15 protein-coding genes are annotated in these 18678 nt (G+C 59.3%); 3 read left to right on the forward strand and 12 right to left on the reverse strand.

The genetic code is table 11. The features are described 5' to 3' along the window. Positions 1–158 precede the first annotated feature (158 nt). From JWS10_RS10525 to JWS10_RS10545, 5 genes are read right to left on the reverse strand one after another with little or no spacing between them, the layout of a single operon-like run. The gene (locus JWS10_RS10525) at positions 159–1349 is read right to left on the reverse strand and encodes a glycosyltransferase family 61 protein (protein WP_299507115.1); all 1191 of its coding nucleotides are present in this window, start codon (positions 1347–1349) and stop codon (positions 159–161) included. A 40-nt stretch (positions 1350–1389) separates the two neighbouring features. Beyond that, positions 1390–3708, reverse strand: coding sequence for a glycosyltransferase family 2 protein (locus tag JWS10_RS10530; RefSeq protein WP_299507118.1), 2319 nt, complete (start codon positions 3706–3708; stop codon positions 1390–1392). 29 nt (positions 3709–3737) lie between these two features. Then, on the reverse strand, positions 3738–4814 hold the full coding sequence (locus tag JWS10_RS10535) for a GSCFA domain-containing protein (RefSeq protein WP_299507121.1): 1077 nt from the start codon (positions 4812–4814) through the stop codon (positions 3738–3740). Positions 4815–4828: 14 nt separating this feature from the next. Then, positions 4829–5614 carry a hypothetical protein gene (locus JWS10_RS10540; RefSeq protein ID WP_299507124.1) on the reverse strand — a complete coding sequence of 262 codons (786 nt, stop codon included), beginning with the start codon at positions 5612–5614 and terminating at the stop codon, positions 4829–4831. Then, positions 5614–6714 carry a hypothetical protein gene (locus JWS10_RS10545; protein WP_299507127.1) on the reverse strand — a complete coding sequence of 367 codons (1101 nt, stop codon included), beginning with the start codon at positions 6712–6714 and terminating at the stop codon, positions 5614–5616. The genes JWS10_RS10540 and JWS10_RS10545 overlap by 1 nt, the downstream gene beginning before the upstream one ends. Positions 6715–7141: 427 nt before the next feature. Between JWS10_RS10545 and JWS10_RS10550 the strand changes: the two genes are divergently transcribed. The 3 genes from JWS10_RS10550 to JWS10_RS10560 all read left to right on the forward strand — a co-directional run bounded on the left by JWS10_RS10550 (position 7142) and on the right by JWS10_RS10560 (position 10145). Next, positions 7142–7912: a hypothetical protein gene (locus JWS10_RS10550; protein ID WP_299474576.1), complete on the forward strand. Its 771-nt coding sequence runs from the start codon at positions 7142–7144 to the stop codon at positions 7910–7912. A 13-nt stretch (positions 7913–7925) separates the two neighbouring features. Next, a complete protein-coding gene (locus tag JWS10_RS10555) occupies positions 7926–9191 on the forward strand; it encodes a glycosyltransferase 61 family protein (RefSeq protein WP_299507130.1) in 1266 nt (421 codons plus the stop codon). A gap of 255 nt (positions 9192–9446) precedes the next feature. Further along, positions 9447–10145, forward strand: coding sequence for a hypothetical protein (locus tag JWS10_RS10560; RefSeq protein WP_299507133.1), 699 nt, complete (start codon positions 9447–9449; stop codon positions 10143–10145). Between the two features lie 159 nt (positions 10146–10304). On the opposite strand, the gene mraY is transcribed toward JWS10_RS10560, so the two are convergent. From mraY to JWS10_RS10595, 7 genes are read right to left on the reverse strand one after another with little or no spacing between them, the layout of a single operon-like run. Next, entirely contained in the window at positions 10305–11387 is a 1083-nt protein-coding gene (gene mraY, locus JWS10_RS10565; protein WP_299474585.1) for a phospho-N-acetylmuramoyl-pentapeptide-transferase, read from the reverse strand. After that, positions 11387–12871, reverse strand: a complete 1485-nt coding sequence (gene murF, locus JWS10_RS10570; RefSeq protein ID WP_299507136.1) for a UDP-N-acetylmuramoyl-tripeptide--D-alanyl-D-alanine ligase — start codon at positions 12869–12871, stop codon at positions 11387–11389. The genes mraY and murF overlap by 1 nt, the downstream gene beginning before the upstream one ends. Continuing rightward, complete coding sequence (locus JWS10_RS10575) at positions 12868–14349, reverse strand: UDP-N-acetylmuramoyl-L-alanyl-D-glutamate--2,6-diaminopimelate ligase (RefSeq protein ID WP_299507139.1); 1482 nt, start codon at positions 14347–14349, stop codon at positions 12868–12870. Before JWS10_RS10575 ends, murF begins: the two co-directional genes overlap by 4 nt. 14 nt (positions 14350–14363) lie before the next feature. Next, complete coding sequence (locus tag JWS10_RS10580; protein ID WP_299507142.1) at positions 14364–16154, reverse strand: penicillin-binding protein 2; 1791 nt, start codon at positions 16152–16154, stop codon at positions 14364–14366. After that, complete coding sequence (locus JWS10_RS10585) at positions 16151–16537, reverse strand: cell division protein FtsL (protein WP_299507145.1); 387 nt, start codon at positions 16535–16537, stop codon at positions 16151–16153. Before JWS10_RS10585 ends, JWS10_RS10580 begins: the two co-directional genes overlap by 4 nt. Positions 16538–16540: 3 nt before the next feature. Beyond that, positions 16541–17548 carry a 16S rRNA (cytosine(1402)-N(4))-methyltransferase RsmH gene (gene rsmH, locus JWS10_RS10590; protein ID WP_299474615.1) on the reverse strand — a complete coding sequence of 336 codons (1008 nt, stop codon included), beginning with the start codon at positions 17546–17548 and terminating at the stop codon, positions 16541–16543. Between the two features lies 1 nt (position 17549). Next, positions 17550–18044: a division/cell wall cluster transcriptional repressor MraZ gene (locus JWS10_RS10595; RefSeq protein ID WP_299474600.1), complete on the reverse strand. Its 495-nt coding sequence runs from the start codon at positions 18042–18044 to the stop codon at positions 17550–17552. Positions 18045–18678 lie beyond the last annotated feature (634 nt).

Here is an 18678-nt window from a genome sequence, read left to right on the forward strand (position 1 = left end):
GATTTGCACTAGCGCGATTGTTTCCTAGATGGGGACGACAGAGCCAATTACCAGCAAAATGAGAAGAAAAATCCGTTAGTTAGAGCCCCCATCAGCCAGTTTGAACCTAGGATGGCGGAAAGCCACCGGGTGGCCTGACATAGGCGGAAGCAGAGGCTTCAGGGACGTGCGCCTTTGCGGGCAAGGTTGCGTTCGCTGCGTTTTTCCGGCTGTTTGGCGGCGACAGGCACCGCGTTGAACGAAATAGCCTCTGGCGCAAACCATGCCGCAATGCGCTGGATCGCCATAGCCGCCCGCGCCGTCGAAAGCGGTCGCCACTTAAGCCCGGCAGGCACGAATCCGTTGCGGCTTAGCTCTTTGCCCAGAGCGGCAAAGTCCAATTCGCCATAGGAAAAATTATCGGCATGCTTTCGATCGGATCGAACCCAGTTCTGGGTAATGGCATCCAGAACCAACGGATCTGTCTGCGTGAACGCACGTAGGTGTCGCACAATACCCTCGGGCGTTGTGCCCAAGCGGCGCCTTATCATGGCTATCCGCTGGTGCGGCGTGCCAACCATCGCAAACAAATGCAGCGCCGAACCATCCACGCTCACCACCTGCCGCGCCGCTTTATAGCGCGCTATTTGTTCGGTCAAAGAATGGTTCTGCGGGTGATAGATCTCATAGCCGCATTCCGAAAGATACCGTTCCAGCCGCGCTTCGCCCACAATCCCACCCAAATCGCGACCGAGTTGCGAACGGGAGATATAAAGCAATTCAGACCCGCTTGCGGCAACTGTGGCACCAAAACGGTTTTGAATGAAATCTCGAAATTGCGCCGTGCCGGCGGCCATCAGTCCGGTACCAAAGCCCTGACCCGGCACTTCCAGCCTTTCAAAGCGGGTCGGACGGGTCAGCACTTTTATCGGCAGCGTAATGCCCAGAAGATCAAAGAACACCCGCTGGAACGCTTTCAGCTCGGGCGGCTCTGACTCGCCACTCAAATCGCCTTCGGGAACGAAAACGATGCCGTCCATATGGCCTTTCAGGTGATCAAGTGCCCACAACCGCCCGGTACTTTCGATCAGGAAATGTCCAAAATGGTCCAGCAGTTTGCCGCCCCAAAGCCAGCGACCGGGCTGATAAGCAGGGTTTTCCGGCACGGGCGGTGCCACCATCAACGGCCGGCTGCGCCAAAGCACAGATTCCGGCACATACCCACCATCAACATCCAGCACACCCGAGCCGTGCACTCGAAACCCTTGTTTGACATGGTTGATCACTCCGTTCGGCACTGTTCTGATCTGCGTTGACCAGCCGCCTTCGACGCTGGGCACCCCATTTGCATCCATCAGATCAATCGTCACAGCGTCGCTCCTCGTCGTCAGGGTCAGTGAAACGCGCCGGTCAATGACTGGCCTCACCTTCGTGCTCTACAGTAAAAAAGAAATCCGCCGGCAGATTTCGGTCCAACGCCACCGCATCAGGGATCACATCCGGCCCAAGCGCGAACACCGCCGAGCCGAACACATTCTGCATCTGGCAAAGCCTGCGCATCCGCTCACTGGTCAATTCGGCGTAGAACGCCTTTTGCGCATCTTGCGTCAGCAGTCCGCCAATTTTTTCTCGGTGCTTGCCGACGCTGTGCTGATGGGCTGCGCGAATGTCGGGGTCAGCCAGAAGGCGATCCATCTCGGCCTGAAACATTGGCAAACGGTTCTGGATAGACGTATCGCGATCCTGATTATGGCTCATCCGGAACCAGTAATTGCTGCCCTGATCGCGGTCGACATGGTTGACCCGACCCCGATCACGCTTGACCAGAAAACTTTCCACCGAGCGCACAGCGTAATGATTAAGCTGCACCCAGTCATAGCCATAGGTCGCCAAGGTAGAGCGCCAGCCGTTACGCAAAACAGATTGCGGCATCGGACGCCCCGAACCATTCAACCATTTGATCTGATCCCAATGCTCCGGCTGCAAACCCTTCGGACGATGCACGCCGAACTTGCGGAATATATCATTGTTGCGAAACAGCGTCTTAAAGCCCCAAGCCTGATGCGGCTTGCGGATAATTTCCGGCGCGCAGCGGTCAAATTGAGCGATAATCGGTTTGTCCTCATAATCAACCACGCCACTGTCGCCAAACAGCCGCCACGTCATGCTGATCATGTTGGCCTCGCCCATCGCCGCATACAAGGTCTGCAAGGTGCCGTCGCCAAGTTTGATATTGATGAACTCATCACAATCCATACAAATCGACCAATCGGCATTTTGCATGATCGGCTCGGATTCCGAGGCTTGCAGCGCCGAATACTGCGGGTTGGTTACATCGCCTGCTTTCCACGGATTGGCGCGGTGTTCGCAGATACCCTTCGCTTGCAGAAGTTGCAGAAATGTGTCGGTCCCGTCGGTGCAGTCATTGGTGTAAACGAGAAAATCGCTGACACCAATCGCACGGTGATAAGCGATCCATTCCAGCAGGAACGGGCCTTCGTTCTTCATCGTCGTCACAATCATTGTGCGCAGATTTTGCGGCGACTTTTCCGCCACGGATTTCAATTCGGTCACGGGCACCCGCACCGGATTGTGCTGGAATGCCTCGGTAGCGATTGCAAGCAACCGCGCATCTTCGATCAGCGAGGTTTTCGGCACCAGTTTGGCGGTAGACTCTCCCGACACCCGAATTGCCATCGCACGGTAGAACGGCACCATGGGTAACGTCGCCATATGCGCGTCCGCAATGCGGATCATCCGCCAAGCACGCGGCAACCCGGCCTTGCGCGGGGCAACCCCCCAGCGCGTGACCCCACGGATGGCGTCGAATTGGCGACAGATATGGTCACCAAAGCCCGCACCCTTGTTACCCTTCACCCGCCACGGATAGGTCAGCATTCCGCTTAGCGCGATACAGCCGCCCTCGGTGGTGGTGCACAGATCAAACGGATTGACCGCATCCCGCGCCACTATGTCCGATACATCTAACGCCAGCACCGCGCGGGCTTCGCTTAGAAATCGCCACTTTGCGACCTCGTAAATCAGTGGCTCACCCAAGGCTGCGCGCCAACGGTCAGGCTCGGGCTTTTGCATCCGGGCTTTACCGGGGGCGGCGGGGGCTTGATAGAGATGGTTCTGCGCAATGTCGTTCGGCCTACCCAGCGGCAGCGGGCTGTCCAGCAGGACCACGGTAAAATCGAGACCGTTCAGGGCCTTAGCCAGCTCATCATCAAACCCCGGATCGGTGTTCTGCGCTCGGTTTATGATCACCGCGCCGTTCGCGCCGAACTTCCGCGCGTGATAGACCAGCCCTTCAGCCACCTGCGCCGCAGTTTCGTCAATCCGGCTGGACAGCAAACAGTTGCGACCCGAAAACAGATCCGGCTCAGCGCGTGAGGGTGTAGCGTCGAACGTGCCACCTGCAAATCCGCTCGTGGCAGAGCCTTCAGCCGCAGCGCCATCGCCTATACCGACCTCAGCGTCAGCCAAAGCCAGTGGCCCAACGCCATGTGCGGTTATCATTACCGCACCTGCGACCTCGGCAATAGCCTCAATCACAGCGCAACCAACCGTGGCCTGCGCCAAAAACGCCGCAGCTTGCGAGCCTGCGCCGAAGAAATAGCGCCGTCGCTCGTCCGCAGTTTCCACGCAGTCGAGCAGCCGAGGCACGCCAGCTAGGTCACAATCGCGCACGCCAAGGCTGCGGCGTAACACCTGAACCTCAGCCATTTTCGCGTCCTTTGAAGATGCCGCGCAACCTACGCCCCTTTGCCAGCGCGCCGCCGCTCTTTACGATCCTCGCGGTTGGCGCGGCGATCTTCGCGGTCGGCCTTCCGACCCGCCACCGGTTCCGACGCGGTTTCCGATGTCGGCGCTGCCACATCCCCCAAATGCGCGCGGATGATCACGGCCATTACCTTTGCCACCCCGGCATCAGTTACCGAGCGCAGGTTTTCTTCAAAGAACGACGCACCAGCCTTAGTCGAGGTAACAAGTTCATAAGACGGGAAATAATCGACCTCGGGAAAATCGGCGTAAAGCTCGCCAGTGCAGGCCCGCAAAACCGATTTGGAATAGGTAGTGGCGGTCAGTACATGCGCGTCCGAAGCAGTCGCCGTCAATGGCACCGGAGACACCGTCAACAGCACCCGCAGCTTAGGGTTCAACGCCTTCAACCGCGCCAAAGCCGCCACCAGATCGGCGCGCACTTCGGCCAAGCGGAAGTTCACAAAGCCATGGATTTTCTCATCAAACACCCCAGCAATCGTGCCCGGAGCCGTGGGATAAACCTGCCCCGACGGCTTGTGATACCACGCCTCGGTCAGCCCCAGCGTGAAGATAAACACATCGGCGTTGCTGAACACTTCGCGCACTCTTGCCAGATGCTCGACCCGCGCCGCCTGCACGGCCTCCATGCTATCAAAGCCCTGCGGTTCGATGTTGGGGCGCAGAGCGTCGTAAAACCGCCCGCCTTTCTCCCAGACCGCATCAAAGCTGGGCGCGCCGTCCCAAGCCTCATCCAGCAACTGTCGCAATTGGCGCGTGGTGTAGATATTGCCGTAGCGCGCCGAATACATGCCGTAGCCGTATGTGGTCAGCTGATCCGCCGGGATGGCGGCAGGTGCTGGTTCGGCGTCCTGCACGTTAAAGCCGTTCTCGCGCATGGCACGGCCAACATGCTGCGCAAAACACGAGCCTGCGGTGACGATCTTGTCATCCTTCGATAGCGCCCATTTCGCGCGGAAAATATCTGCCGGCGGATAATCCGCCTCTGCCAGCCCGGTGCGCCAGTAGGCCCGCGCGCCCAAGCCCTGATATGGTGAAACCCGTTCCATCATAAACCCCTTAACTACAGCTGAACTTGTAAAGCCTGGCGCACCAGCGGCCAGATCGCTTGCCCAAAAGCCGCGTTCATATGGGCGGCATCGGTGCCGCCTCCCTCGCCGCTGATAAGCCGAGACGCGTCTTTGTTATAGGCTGCCGCAGTCATAATACCGTCCTGCACCGTTTCGGGCGGTTGCGGCACCAGCGTGGCATAAGGCGCAAGCGCCGCCGTTACCGATTGCAAAAAGGCAGCACCGATCTGCACCGCATCACCCGCGACGATCGCCTCATCCCAACCATAATCCGCGGTGCCCGCTTGGCCTTGCCTGATCCACGACGCCCAATGCGGCTCGGCCATTGCAACAATCGGCGTGCTTACAACCGAGCGGATCATCGTCGCCAGTTCCACCAACCGGGTCGAGCCATAACGCTCGGTCAGAAATTCTTGCACAAACTGCGGATGCACCAAGGTCTTTTCGGCATCTGCGCTAAGCCCAACCCAAGCGTGGGTTTTGTAAAACCGCAGGATGCGTTTAACGCTGACATTCAAGCCGACAAGGAAAAAACCGTCATAATCCGCAAGCCTGATCTTATCCTGTCCGGCCGACATGCGTTGGAAATGCTCGGCAATATCCTTGCGCTTGGGGATAATAAAGCCATCCTCTAGCTTTACGTGGCGCATACCGTCACTGGGGGCTCCGAAGAACGTCGGCTTTACATCGGCCCATGCCGCAGGGTCTGCGGCCACCGAGGCATCCCAACCGAGCTTGAGCGCTGCGATATGCGAATTGCCGATCACACAGACCCGCATCACGAGAACGCCTCTAGCAGTTCGTCTTCGCACATCACGCGTGAGCCGCCGCCAGACTTCTTAGCGCCAGTATTCTCGCCAACAGCTTTTTCGCCGCCAGCTTTCTCGCCGCCAGCTTTTCCTGCCTTACCGTTTGCTCGCTCTGCCCGGCGCTGCGCACGATCACGCTTTTCGCGCGGTGCATCGGAAGGCGCGGGAATGCCCATCTCGGCATCTTCCATAGCGGCAACTTCTGGTTTGGCCACAGCCACCGCATCCAACAGATCACCGCCCGCCATCAATTTTTGTACCAGCGCCACGACGCGGGCATCCGGCTCTGGCAGCGACAGTCGCGTCAAAAGCATATCCAGCACCGGATCATAAACGACAGCCGAAAAGCGCGCCGCACAATGTGCCGCCACCGCCCGCAACAGGCCCTGCCCTGCCATCGCCGCCAAATCCTGCGCTGGATCAGCCACCACCAAACGGATCGTCAACGCCGGGTTCACCGTGATCAATGCCGCATACAAAGTCGCGAAATCATCAACCATTGTATCTGCCGCGTAAACAGTCGGCTCAAGCTTGCAACCACGTGCGAGCTTGGTCCCTGCCGCCTGCGCCGGGTAAACCCAGCCGTCCGCTGCATCCACCAACCCCATCACCTTAGACAGTGGCAGCACCAGAGTTGTCACGCCTTGCAACAACTTTAGCACCGCCGCCAAATGCGTGTCGCGGTAAACTACAAGCTCGGCCTTGCTCGCAAAACCCGAAGGGTCGATGCCCGGTCGCGTCGCATCCATGAAACTGCCATCCGGCGCCGCGCAGATCCAATGCTTGGGCTGACGCACACCGGTCGCGGCCTGCACAAGCTGCAGGATCTGCCGCAAATCGCCCAACGCACCACAGCGGGCCGAGGCGAAGCCAAACTGAAATCGTGCCGCCAATGTCTCAGAGATTTGCTTCGGCGCTGGCTCCACATCGGCGATTTTCAATCCTACGGAGCGCAGACAGGCCGCAACCGACCAAACTGCATCGCCGCCCAGAACCCCTACAGCGGGCAGGCCCGCGTCTTTGCGCACACGGCGCGAGACAACCCCCGGTTCGTTCTGGTGCTCAATCATACTATTTCCACTACTGCTTAACTTTTCCGATAGCCTACTGGGACGGCGCGAAATCGGAAAGCGGTTTTATTCTGCGCTGCGGCTGAGCAGGTGCAAATTCGGCGATTTTCGAGCCGATCCGACAAGGCAATCCGCCAGTCCGCCTCACACTGGCCTTTCGACAACGCTGCGCGGTTAAATCCCTCAGATTGCAACGACACCGCGACAGCGTACCTCAAACACTTTGAGGCATGTCGCCAACGGCTGTTGCATAAAAGGAAACAGAATGCGAAACCTTTGAAAGTCGAAAGGCCGGAACTGGCGTGAATACGGCGCAAGCTACCGTCGTTATCGCGAAACTTTGCGCCTCAAGTGCGGCAATAACTTAGTAACAAAGAGTGACCTTGATACCATGGCAAAAACCGATAAACCTCAAAAAAATACACCGATGATTGCAGCCCCAGAAGCAACGCCGTTTCGCCGCAATCTCGGCCTGCGCTACACCGAATTTGTCGATGGCTTGCATCAGGCGATGGCGTTTGACTGGTATCTTGAGGTCGGTTGCCGTGCGGGTCGGTCCTTTGCACCCGTGACTGGCAAGACCATCGCCGTCGATCCGTTTTTCAAAGTCGAAATCAACGCCATCGGCGTCAAACCCAAACTGCTGGTGTTCCAACAAACCAGCGATGATTTCTTTGCCGATGGCTATCTGAAAAAGCTGGGTATCCAGCTTTCGTACTCATTCCTCGACGGTATGCACCTGTTTGAATATCTGCTGCGCGATTTCATCAACACCGAGGCGAACAGCGATCCGAAAGGCGTCATCGCCATGCACGATTGCCTGCCGTTCGGGGCTCGGCAGCTGACGCGCGATCTCAAAAACCTGCCACGCGGGCCTTGGACAGGCGACGTCTGGAAATTGCTGCCGATCCTGCAACGCTACCGTCCCGAACTGAAGCTGACGGTATTGACCTGTCGCCCGACCGGCCTTGTGTTCGTGACCAACCTTGATCCGAGCAACACCGTTCTCAAAGACAACTACGACAAAATTCTGGCCGAATGGCTCAACCAAGACATGCTGGAATATGGCTTGGATAAGTTCTACTCCATCTACGAGCCTTTAGACCCAGAAGAATTTGCAGCCGCCGGTTATCCGATTTTTGCCGATGTCCGGCTCGATCCAGGTTTGGCGCACAAGCCAACCAAAGTGACCAAGTAGCAAGGGCAGGACGATGGTTAACCTGAACGACGCAAGCCTTGCGCCCAACCCTACAGGCGGCTGGTCGAGCAGCCTGACTTCGGTCGCCTCTGCGGTGATTGCCACCACGGTGTCGCAAGAGATGATCCAACCGATGGGCGTGTTTGACGCCGACGGTCATTATCTGCATCAAGCCGTGCTGTGGCGGGACCGCCCGTTGATGACCGAACCAGAAGCCGTGCCCGATACGGTGGAGACATTGCCGGGGCGCTGGATCTGGGGTGGGATTTTGCTGAACCACTTCGGGCATTTCCTGACCGAAACCACTGGCAGACTATGGGCGGTGGACGCGGTCAAGGGTGATGTTGACGGCATCATCTTCGTGTCGAAACGCGATTCAGATGAAGACGGCAACGTTGTGGCTTTGCAAAAGTACCACGAAATGTTCTTTGATATGCTTGGGCTGACCTTGCCGATCAAGATCGTCACCAAACCGACGCGCGTGGAACTGTTAGAGGTACCCGGCCAAGGCTTTGGTATCGGTAAGATGGCCAGCGGCACTGCTGAATTTCGCAGCTTCGTGCGCAATCGCTTTGCCAAGGATTTGGCGCCGGTGGGTGGCGACAAGCTCTATATCTCGCGCTCGGGTCTCAGCGCTATTCGCGGCGGCATTCTTGAAGAACCCCGGTTGGAAAACCTGCTCGCGGCGGATGGCTACGAGATTTATCATCCGCAAAAGCACAGCCTGACCGACCAAATTGCCCGCTACAAGGCGGCGAAGCAGATCGTGGCGCTGGATGGGTCGGCACTGCATTTGCTGGCGATGGCCGGCCATTCCGGTCAGCAGGTTGCGATGATCAAACGCCGTGACAGCGATGCGAGCGTCAGCATTTTCAACCATCTCGCCGCGTTTTTGCAGCGTGCGCCCTTGGTGGTCAATGTGATCTTGCAAGACTGGATCAGGTCGGACCGCACGCGGGCGGATCGGTTTTCGGTGGGAGAGCTGGACTTCGCCAAATTGGGCGGCGAACTTGCGGCGGCGGGCTTTATCGCTTCGGCGGAGGCTTGGAAATGTCTGACCGATGTTGAGGCCAAGGCGGCCATCGCTGAGGTTGAAAAGCAGCTGAAGGGCAAACTGACCTTCACTCCGGCGCCCCGGAAGAATGGCAAGGCGGTGCGGGCTGTGGCAGCTGAAAAGCCAGCCGAGCCGAAGGTCAACGCGCGTCGTGAGCAGCGCATGGCCAACAAAGCTGCCGAGCCTACCGAGCGGCGCAAGCGGCGGTTGGCTCAGAACAGTTAGGCCGAAGAACAGCCCGACCAGCTGGCCACGCGTGAACAAAGGCTCAGTTCGTGGATTATCAAAGAGTTAGCGGTAGGGTTAAGGCTTTGTTAAGCTTTGCCCCCACCTCTCGCCTGCATCCGAACGAGCAACGTGTCCACTGCGCAACACTCCGCCTGCGCTCAGCTTGATCGCTCCGACGAGGCTCGCGGTACGCGCGCAGTGCCGCTATGCTGGGCCTCAGCAGTCAAAAACAAAAACAACAAGGCACATAGCATGAAAATCCAAACCACGCACGTAGTTGCGGCGATCAGCCTTGTTTTGGGCTGTTCGGCGGCGCAAGCCGAAGTAACCGGCCGGCAACTTAAGTTGTCACAATCGGCGTTTACCGATGATTTCTCGATCGCCAAAACCAATATCAGCGGCTCGGTCGAGTTGGCTTTTGGCCCACAATTCGGCATACAGATGGATCTTGGCGTCAACCTGCTGAACTTCGCCGATGAGACCGCCACCAATTTTGTTACCCACGGAACCTATAAACTCGGCGACAACACGGCGCTTGGCGCATTTTATGGCTTGGACGCGGTAAACGGCGGGCGCACCGATATCTACGGCGTCGAGGCGGCGCAGAACTTTGGCACGGGCGGCGTGCAGGGCTATGTCGCGCATGCCGAGGATGGCGGTGGCAGCGGCACAGTGCTCGGCGTCAGCGGCGGCATGGTGATGGGCAACGGCGTGGGCATCGGCGGTTCGCTCGATCACGGCTCGTTTGACGGCACCTCACTGACCCGCTACGGGTTGCGCGGATCTTTTGGTCTGGGCGAAAGCTCCAAAATGTTCGCAGAGCTCGGTGCGCTCAACACCGATGATGGCTCGGAAACCTATGCCAAAATCGGCGCAACCTATAACTTTGGCAGCAATTCCGGCCTGATGTTCGGCGACCGCAGCGTCTTCAACCTGCTGCCGGGTTCTTAAGGCGCACAGCCTGCGGTGCATCTATTATTGCCAAGCTTAAAGCCCTTCGAGCGGCCAAGTCCCGAAGGGGCGAGGCCGCTGGAGCGGGACGCAAATTCAGTGCAAGTTGAGTAAAATCAAATGCCCGGAGCACGCCGCCCCGGGCATTTTGTTAATGCCCTACCGCACCTTCAATGTTGCCAATCCGACCATCGCCAAGATCAAACTGATGATCCAAAAGCGGATCACAATCTGCGGTTCGGCCCAACCTTTTTTCTCAAAATGGTGGTGGATCGGAGCCATTAGGAAGACGCGTTTGCCTGTCTTTTTGAAGTAGAGCACTTGGATAATGACGCTCAAAGCCTCGACCACGAACAGGCCACCGACGATAGCGAGGACGATTTCGTGTTTGGTGCAGACGGCGATTGCTCCTAAAGCGCCACCCAAGGCCAGCGATCCGGTGTCGCCCATGAACACCGCAGCTGGCGGGGCGTTATACCACAGGAAGCCTAGGCCGCCGCCGAACAGGGCAGCTGCGAACACCAGTAATTCACCGGTGCCGGGGACAAAATGCACGCCGAGATATTCGGCAAAGTTGAAGTTGCCGACGATGTAGGAAATCACCCCCAAAGTGCCGCCCGCGATCATCACTGGCATGATGGCGAGGCCGTCAAGGCCATCGGTCAGGTTCACTGCATTGGCAGCCCCAACGATGACGATCATGCCGAACGGGATGAAGAACACGCCCATGTTCAGCAACACGTTTTTGAGCAGTGGCAGGGCGAGCTGATTGGTCAGTTCCGGCGGATGAAAGCTTGACGCCGCATAGGTTGCCAGCGCCGCAATGAGCAGGCCCGCGATCATCCGCACCCGGCCCGAGACGCCTTTGGTGTTTTGCTTGGTCACTTTGGCGTAATCGTCGGCAAATCCGATCAACCCAAAGGCCAGCGTCACCAGCACCACGATCCAGACATAGGGGTTATCCAGCCGCGCCCACATCAGCGTCGATACCATCAACGCCGACAGGATCAGCAGGCCCCCCATGGTCGGGGTACCGGCCTTGATGAAGTGGCTTTGCGGGCCATCATCGCGGATCGGTTGGCCTTTACCCTGCCTGCGACGCAACAGGTCAATCAGCGGGCGGCCAAAGATGAAACCGAAGATCAACGCCGTGGCAAATGCGCAGCCAGCGCGGAAAGTGATGTAGCGAAACAGGTTGAAAACGTCGCCGCCGTCCGAAAACTCGGTGAGCCAGTACAGCATTACGCTTCTCCTTGTGTCGCGTCTTGGTGCGCGGCGTTTTTTGCTTCGGGGTCTTTCGCTTGCAGCGCTGCCTGCCCCAATTTGCGCAGGGCGTCAACGATGAGACTGACTTTTATGCCCTTGGAACCCTTCACCAGCACGATATCCCCTGCGTCAATCAGGCTGCGCGGACGGGCGGCGAGGTCGCGGGCATCGGGCACCCACTCGCCCCGTTGGGCGCGCGGCAGTTTGGCATAGAACGACTTCATCCGAGGCCCGACGCAGTGGATCAGGGCGATTTCGCTGAGGTGAGGATGGCTGGCGATGGCTTGGTGCAGGGCGATTTCAGTCGGCCCGAGTTCCAGCATGTCGCCCAAGATCGCAATGCGGCGACCTTTGCCGACGCGGCCTACGCCATCTTGTGGGGTGGCGGCGATCAGCACATCCAAGGCTGCGGCCATCGAGGCCGGATTGGCGTTGAAGGCGTCGTCGATCAGATCGAAGCTGGTTTCCTCAACGATATCAAGCGTGATATGTTCGCGCGTGCCACGACCCGCCGGCGGTTGCCAGCGGCCAAGGTCCGAGGCTGCGATCATCGGATCCAGGTGCAGGGCATCGGCCACCGCCAAGGCTCCCAAACCATTGGCTGCGAAATGGCGGCCGGGGGTGAGGACTTTGAACAGGCTCGGTATGCCTCGGCGGGTGGCTTGCACGATGGTGGCGGTATCGCAGAGTTTCACTTGGGTCAGGCGGTAATCGGCAGTGTCATTGGCACCGAAGGTTATCGGGGTGGCGTGGGCTTTCAGCGCGGCGTCGAGCAGAATCGGGGTGATGCTTTGATCGCCGGGGAAAATCGCTACGCCATTCGGGCGCAGGCCATCAAAGATTGCGGCTTTCTCGCGGGCGATGTCTTCGAGGCTGGCGAAAGCCTCCAAGTGGGCGGCGGCGACGATGGTGATTAACGCCACGTCTAGATCAGCGAGGCGCGCGAGGGGGGCGATTTCGCCGGGGTGGTTCATGCCGATCTCGATCACCGCATAGTCGGTGTCTTGCGGCATCCGGGCGAGAGTTAACGGCACGCCCCAGTGGTTGTTGTAGCTGGCCTCAGCGGCATGGGTGCGACCCTGCCCCGACAGGATACGGCGCAGCATTTCCTTGGTGGAGGTTTTGCCGACCGACCCGGTAACGCCGATCACCTTAGCGCGGGTGCGGGCGCGGGCGGCTTGGCCTAGTTTCTCAAGCGCATGCAACACGTCTGGCACGATCAGCAGCGGGGCGTCGGCGGGGGTGCCTTCCGGGATGTGGGAGACGAGGGCGGCGGCCGCACCTTTGGCCAAGGCAATGGCCACGAAATCATGGCCATCGCGCACATCCTTCAGCGCCACGAACAGATCGCCCGGTTGAATTGTGCGGGTGTCGATGGAGACTCCGGTGGCGGTCCAATCACGCGTGCAGTGCCCGCCGGTAGCGGTTACGGCGTCGGCTGAGGTCCAAAGTTGTGTCATAGCAATCCATCCAATGCGGCGACGGCGATGCTGGCCTGCTCCACATCGTCAAACGGGTAGGTGTTGCCCATGATGGTCTGACCGGACTCGTGACCCTTGCCCGCCACCAGCAAAGCGTCGCCGGGTTGCAGGGCATCGACGGCAAGCAGGATCGCCTCGGCGCGGTCGCCGACTTCGTTGGCCTCGGGGCAAGCGGCCATAATGGCGGCCCGGATCAGCGCCGGGTCTTCCGAACGAGGGTTGTCATCGGTGACATAGAGCACATCGGCGTTGTCGCGGGCAGCGGCCCCCATCAGCGGGCGTTTACTGGTGTCACGGTCGCCGCCTGCGCCGAACACCACGATCACGCGGCCCATCACATGCGGACGCAAGGCGCGCAGCGCGGTTTGCAAGGCGTCAGGGGTGTGGGCGTAATCCACGAACACCGAAGCGCCGTTTGTTCGGGTGCCTGCGAGTTGCATCCGGCCCCGCACGCCTGTCAGTTGTGGCAGCACGGCGAAGACGTCGCGGGCGGATTCTCCGGCAGCGATCACCAAGCCTGCGGCCAAGGCGACGTTCTCGGCCTGAAATCCACCGATCAGGTTGAGGCGGATTTGGTAGGGCGTACCCTTCCAGTCGTAGCGCACGTCTTGGCCCAATGCGTCAAAACGCTGACCGAGGATGCGCAGATCGCAGCCCTCCCCCTGCCCGACCGAGATCAGGCTTTGGCCGCGCGCCACCGCGATCAGCGCCACCTCATGCCCCTTGGGGTCATTCATGTTGACCACCGCCACGCCGTCTTCGGGCAAAACACGGTCGAACAAGGCAGCCTTGGCGGCGAAGTAAGCCTCAAACGTGTGGTGATAATCGAGATGGTCTTGGGTGAAATTGGTGAAGCCCGCAGCCTTCAGCCTCACGCCATCCATCCGACGCTGATCAAGCCCGTGGCTAGAGGCTTCCATCGCGGCATGAGTGACGCCTTCTGCCGCAGCTTGTGAGAGCATCCGGTGCAGGGTTATCGGATCGGGCGTGGTATGGGCCGAGGGTGCCGACCATGCGCCCTCAACGCCAGTGGTGCCGATGTTGATCGCAGCATAGCCCAACGCCATCCAAATCTGCCGCGCAAACGTCGCGACCGAGGTTTTGCCGTTGGTCCCCGTCACCGCCACCATGGTTGCAGGCTGCGCGCCAAACCACAAAGCAGCGGCGCGGGCTAAAGCCTCACGCGGTTCCTCTGCCACGATCAACGCGGCATCAGACGCGGCCAAAACATCGGCTGCAATCTTTGCCCCGGTGGCATCAGTCAGGATCGCGGCGGCACCCTTCTCCAATGCGCCCGCGATAAAGTTTGCACCATGCACCACGGCCCCCGGCATTGCGGCAAACAGAAACCCCGGCTGCACAGCGCGGCTGTCGAGCGTGATGCCAGTCAGAACCGGATTGCGGCCTTCGCGGGCGGTGAGGCCCAGATCTGCTATCGTCTTTGCCCGCTCTGCCATCTCATGCCCCAAGCTTAATTCTTGACGGCTATTAGACCATCCAAGCTGGCGGCTTCAACCTGTGGCCGCATCCCAAGCAGCGGCGCTGCGCGGCGGATAATCTCGGCCGCAACTGGAACGGCAGTCCAACCAGCGGTGCGGCGCGGCTTTGGCCCGGTATTTTCCGAAGGCTCGTCCAACGTCACCACCAACACGTATTTCGGATCGTTGGCCGGGAACACGCTCGCAAAGGTGTTGACCACTTTGTCATGGTAATAGCCGCCGCCGCGCTTGGTCTTCTCGGCGGTGCCGGTCTTGCCTGCAACTGCGTAACCCGGAACGTCGCCAAGGCTCGCGGTGCCTTCGGTGACCACGCGGCGCATCATACCGACCGCCAGATCGGCCACCCGTTCCGACAAAATCCGCTCACCCTGCATGGGCGCTGTGCGCTTCAGCAACGTTGGCGTCACCTTGATGCCACCATTGGCAATGCTTGCGTAAGCGGTGGCGAGGTTCAACGGGCTGCCCGAAATACCGTGACCATAAGCCGCCGTGATCGTGACGATTTCCGGCCAACGCGCAGGACGCAATGGCTTGGCGCCCTTGGCTTCGACCAATTCGACGGGTGAGGCATCAAACAGGCCGAGCGATTTCAGAAAAACCTGCTGACGCTCGCCACCAATCATCATCGCAATATGAGCGGTGCCGACATTGGACGATTTGGCAATAATATCGCTTACCGACAGCATCGGGCCGTAGTTGTGGCCTTCAAACTCATTGATCTTGAACTTGCCGTAATACATCGGCGCATTGGCATCGACGAGGGTTTCTGGCGTCACCAGACCCAGCTCGATAGCTTGCGACGCGGCGAAGATTTTGAAGGTCGATCCAAGCTCGTAAACCCCTTGCACCGCGCGGTTGAACAGCGGGCTATCGGAAGGCTCGCCCGAGGTCGGGTTGGCGGGGCGGTCGTTTGGATCAAAGGTTGGGCCCGCAGCCAAAGCGACGATTTCGCCGGTGTTGACATCCATCAGCACAGCAGCGCCGCCCTTGGCGTTCATCATGGTGATACCCGCCGAAAGCACGTCCTCAACCGCCGCCTGCACGGTAATATCCAGCGAAGTGACCAAAGGCGTGCCAGCCTGTGCCGGATCACGCAGACGGGCGTCGGCGAATTTCTCAAGCCCCGCCGTACCGATCACCTCGGCGCTGTGCACGCCTTCCGCGCCAAAGGACGAGCCACCCAAAACATGCGCAGCCAAGGTGCCATTCGGGTAAAGTCGCATCTCACGTGGGCCAAACAACAAGCCGGGGTCGCCGATTTCATGCACCAGTTGCATCTGCTCCGGGCTGAGAACTTTGCGCACCCAAAGGAAGCTGCGGCCATCGGTAAAGCGGCGCAGCAGGGTCTTCTCATCCAGATCGGGGAAAATCGCTGCGAGTTGTTTCGCCACCCGGGCGGGATCAATCAAGTCGCGGGTTTGCACATACAGAGCATGTGTCAGCATATTGGTGGCAAGGATGCGGCCATTGCGATCAACGATATCGGCGCGACCGGCATCAATCTCGGCGCCCGCCGAAGCGGTGCGCGGCTCGACCGGTTCCGAGGCCGCAATCGTGCCCATCCGAGCGCCGATCAGGGTAAAAGCGCCAAAGAACGACATCGCCAGAATAACCAGCCGCACCTGCGCCGAGCCACGCGACTTGTCGCGCATGACTTCATGGCGCAGCCGGAGGTTTTCGCGCTCTATACTATCAGGGTTTTCGCCCTTTTGACGGGCGTGCAGGATACGGGCCAGCGGGCGGAGCGGGGTACGGGTCGTCATGGCGTTTGCGCTCCTTCTGGATCAGCGATGGCTGCGCCGTCCAGCGTGCCTGCGACCAATTCAGTGCCGTTTATCGGGATGTTGGTGATCAAAGGTGCGGGCGGCATCGCGATTTGCGCCACAACGCCGAATTGCGAAGGCTGCATCGGCAGCAGGCCCAAACGATCAAAGTTCAGCGTCGCCAGATCGCGCAAACGGTCGGGGCGGTTGAGGTAAGCCCATTCCGCACGCTCAATCGAAAGGCTTTCGCGCAAGCCCGCGATTTCGTTCTGAATATCGGTGACTTCGCGCAAACTCGCCTGCGTGGCATAGTTCTCACGGTAAGCCCAAAACCCCAAAGCCATCACGGCAAGGAACGACAGAACGTAAAGCACAGGGCGCATGGCTTAGCGGTGTCCTTTTTTAGGTTTCGGCAGGTCAGGCGCGTTCAGGGCGCTGGCCTCGATATCTTTGGCAGGCGCTTCGGTGCGCCGCGCCACACGCAGCTTCGCCGAACGCGCGCGCGGGTTTTCGTCAAGCTCTTGGTCATCCGGGCCAATCGCCTTGCGGGTCACCAGATCGAACCGCGCCGTGGTGTTTTCTTTCACAGGTGCGTAGCGATTGGAGTTCGGCTCCTCGCCCGCCGCCTGTTGGAAGAAGCGTTTCACCACGCGGTCCTCCAGCGAGTGAAACGTCACAACCGCCAACAGCCCGCCGGGTTTCAAGGCGCGTTCAGCCGCCAGAAGCCCCTGTACCAGTTGGGTAAACTCCTCATTCACCGCGATGCGCAGGGCTTGAAAGCTGCGGGTGGCGGGATGGCTCTGCCCGGGTTTCGGACGCGGCAGACATTTGGCGACGATCTCGGCCAAACGCAACGTCGTCAGGATAGGATCGGCGCGCTGTTCAACAATCGCATGGGCGATGCGGCGCGAGGCGCGTTCTTCGCCGAAATGATACAGGATATCGGCAAGCCGCTGCTCTGACGCGGTGTTGACGATATCGGCGGCAGACTCGCCCGATTGGCTCATCCGCATATCAAGCGGGCCGTCTTTCTGGAACGAAAACCCGCGTTCAGCTTGGTCGATCTGCATCGACGACACGCCAAGATCGAGCACTACCCCATCCAGCAAAGCGCCCGCGTGTTGATCCATGTCCGAGAAATTACCAGCCACCAGTCGCAGCTTGTCGCCATATTCCGCGGCCCAAGACGCCGCCATCTGCAACGCCAATGGGTCGCGATCAACGCCGATCACGCAATCCGCACCCGCTTCCAGCAGCCCGCGCGTATAGCCGCCTGCGCCAAAGGTGCCGTCCAACCACAACCCGCGCACCGGGGCGACAGCCGCCAGTAATGGCCGCAATAATACGGGGATATGCGGAGAGCGGCCGATGTTCTGGTCGCGGATCGGGTCCATATCAACCCGCCCGCGCGGCCCGGCCAACCAAGGCCAAGGGATCGACGCCATCTTCATCGTCTTCGTTTTCGGCGTCGTATACTTCGCGGCGATACAGCTTGAAACGGTTGGTAAAGCCCGCAAACGCGGCCTCGCCAGCCTCATCAGCGCCAAAACCCATCTTGATGCGGACTTTCAGCGGCAGAACCACGCGGCCATCGGGTTCAATCTCGACCATCACTGATCGTGAGATCAACTCGCGCTCAGCGCGGTCGCGTTCATCAGAACCAAGCTCCATCGCTTCGATTTTCGCGGCCAACGCATCAGCGCCTGCTTTTGAATAACACTCGACGAAGTTACGGTTTTTGCCGCCATAAACCATGTACACGCGGGGGCGGCCACCGTCTGCGGCGGGGTCTTGGGCTTCCAGAATACGGCGAAAGGCTGCTGGGATGGATACCCGCGCCTTGCTGTCTACCTTCTGGTAGACTTCGCCTCTGAACGCCTCGCTCACCATCGGCCTTGCGGCTCCTTTTGGGGTTATTGAACCCCGGAAATAGAAAGGGCGGATCGAGCTGCTGCCACTGCTCGATCCGCCCACTGTCCCATCGCTGGGCGTCCTGCTGCGCTTACCACCTGGGGGAGATGTCTGCTCGCTCGCGCGCCGGATCTGTCGAAGTCGGTAAGGCGGGGTGCCTGTATGAGCCTGTCTTTTTCGCCTTGTTCGGGGTCTTCAGCCGCCCCTGCTTTTTTTGTCCCGCCGTCCCGACTTCGTGAGAACAGGGATGCCATGGGATTTCATGGGAAGCAACGGAAATTTTTGGGAATAGGCGGGGAAGATGTGGTTTTGCACCAGTGCGCAGAACAGCATCTAGTGGTCTGCCACGCTAAATTTAGCCAGTAACGGCCCAATCACAGCGCCGTGAGCACAAGATATAGCGGTGTAGAAATTTGTGCATGGCTGCCCATGATTTCCCAGAAAATTACGCGGGACGATCAAAGTCGCGTAATTTTTGCGCTAAAACTGGCCGAATCATTAGGCACTGCTTCGGTGAAACGCAAAAAACCGAGGTTTCCCCCGGGTTTTCCCATGCTTTCCCAGCTTCAGTGATTCGCCAAGACAGGTTTCCCATGAAATCCCGGATGGATGC

This window comes from Cypionkella sp. (genome assembly GCF_028290025.1).
GTDB lineage: Bacteria > Pseudomonadota > Alphaproteobacteria > Rhodobacterales > Rhodobacteraceae > Cypionkella.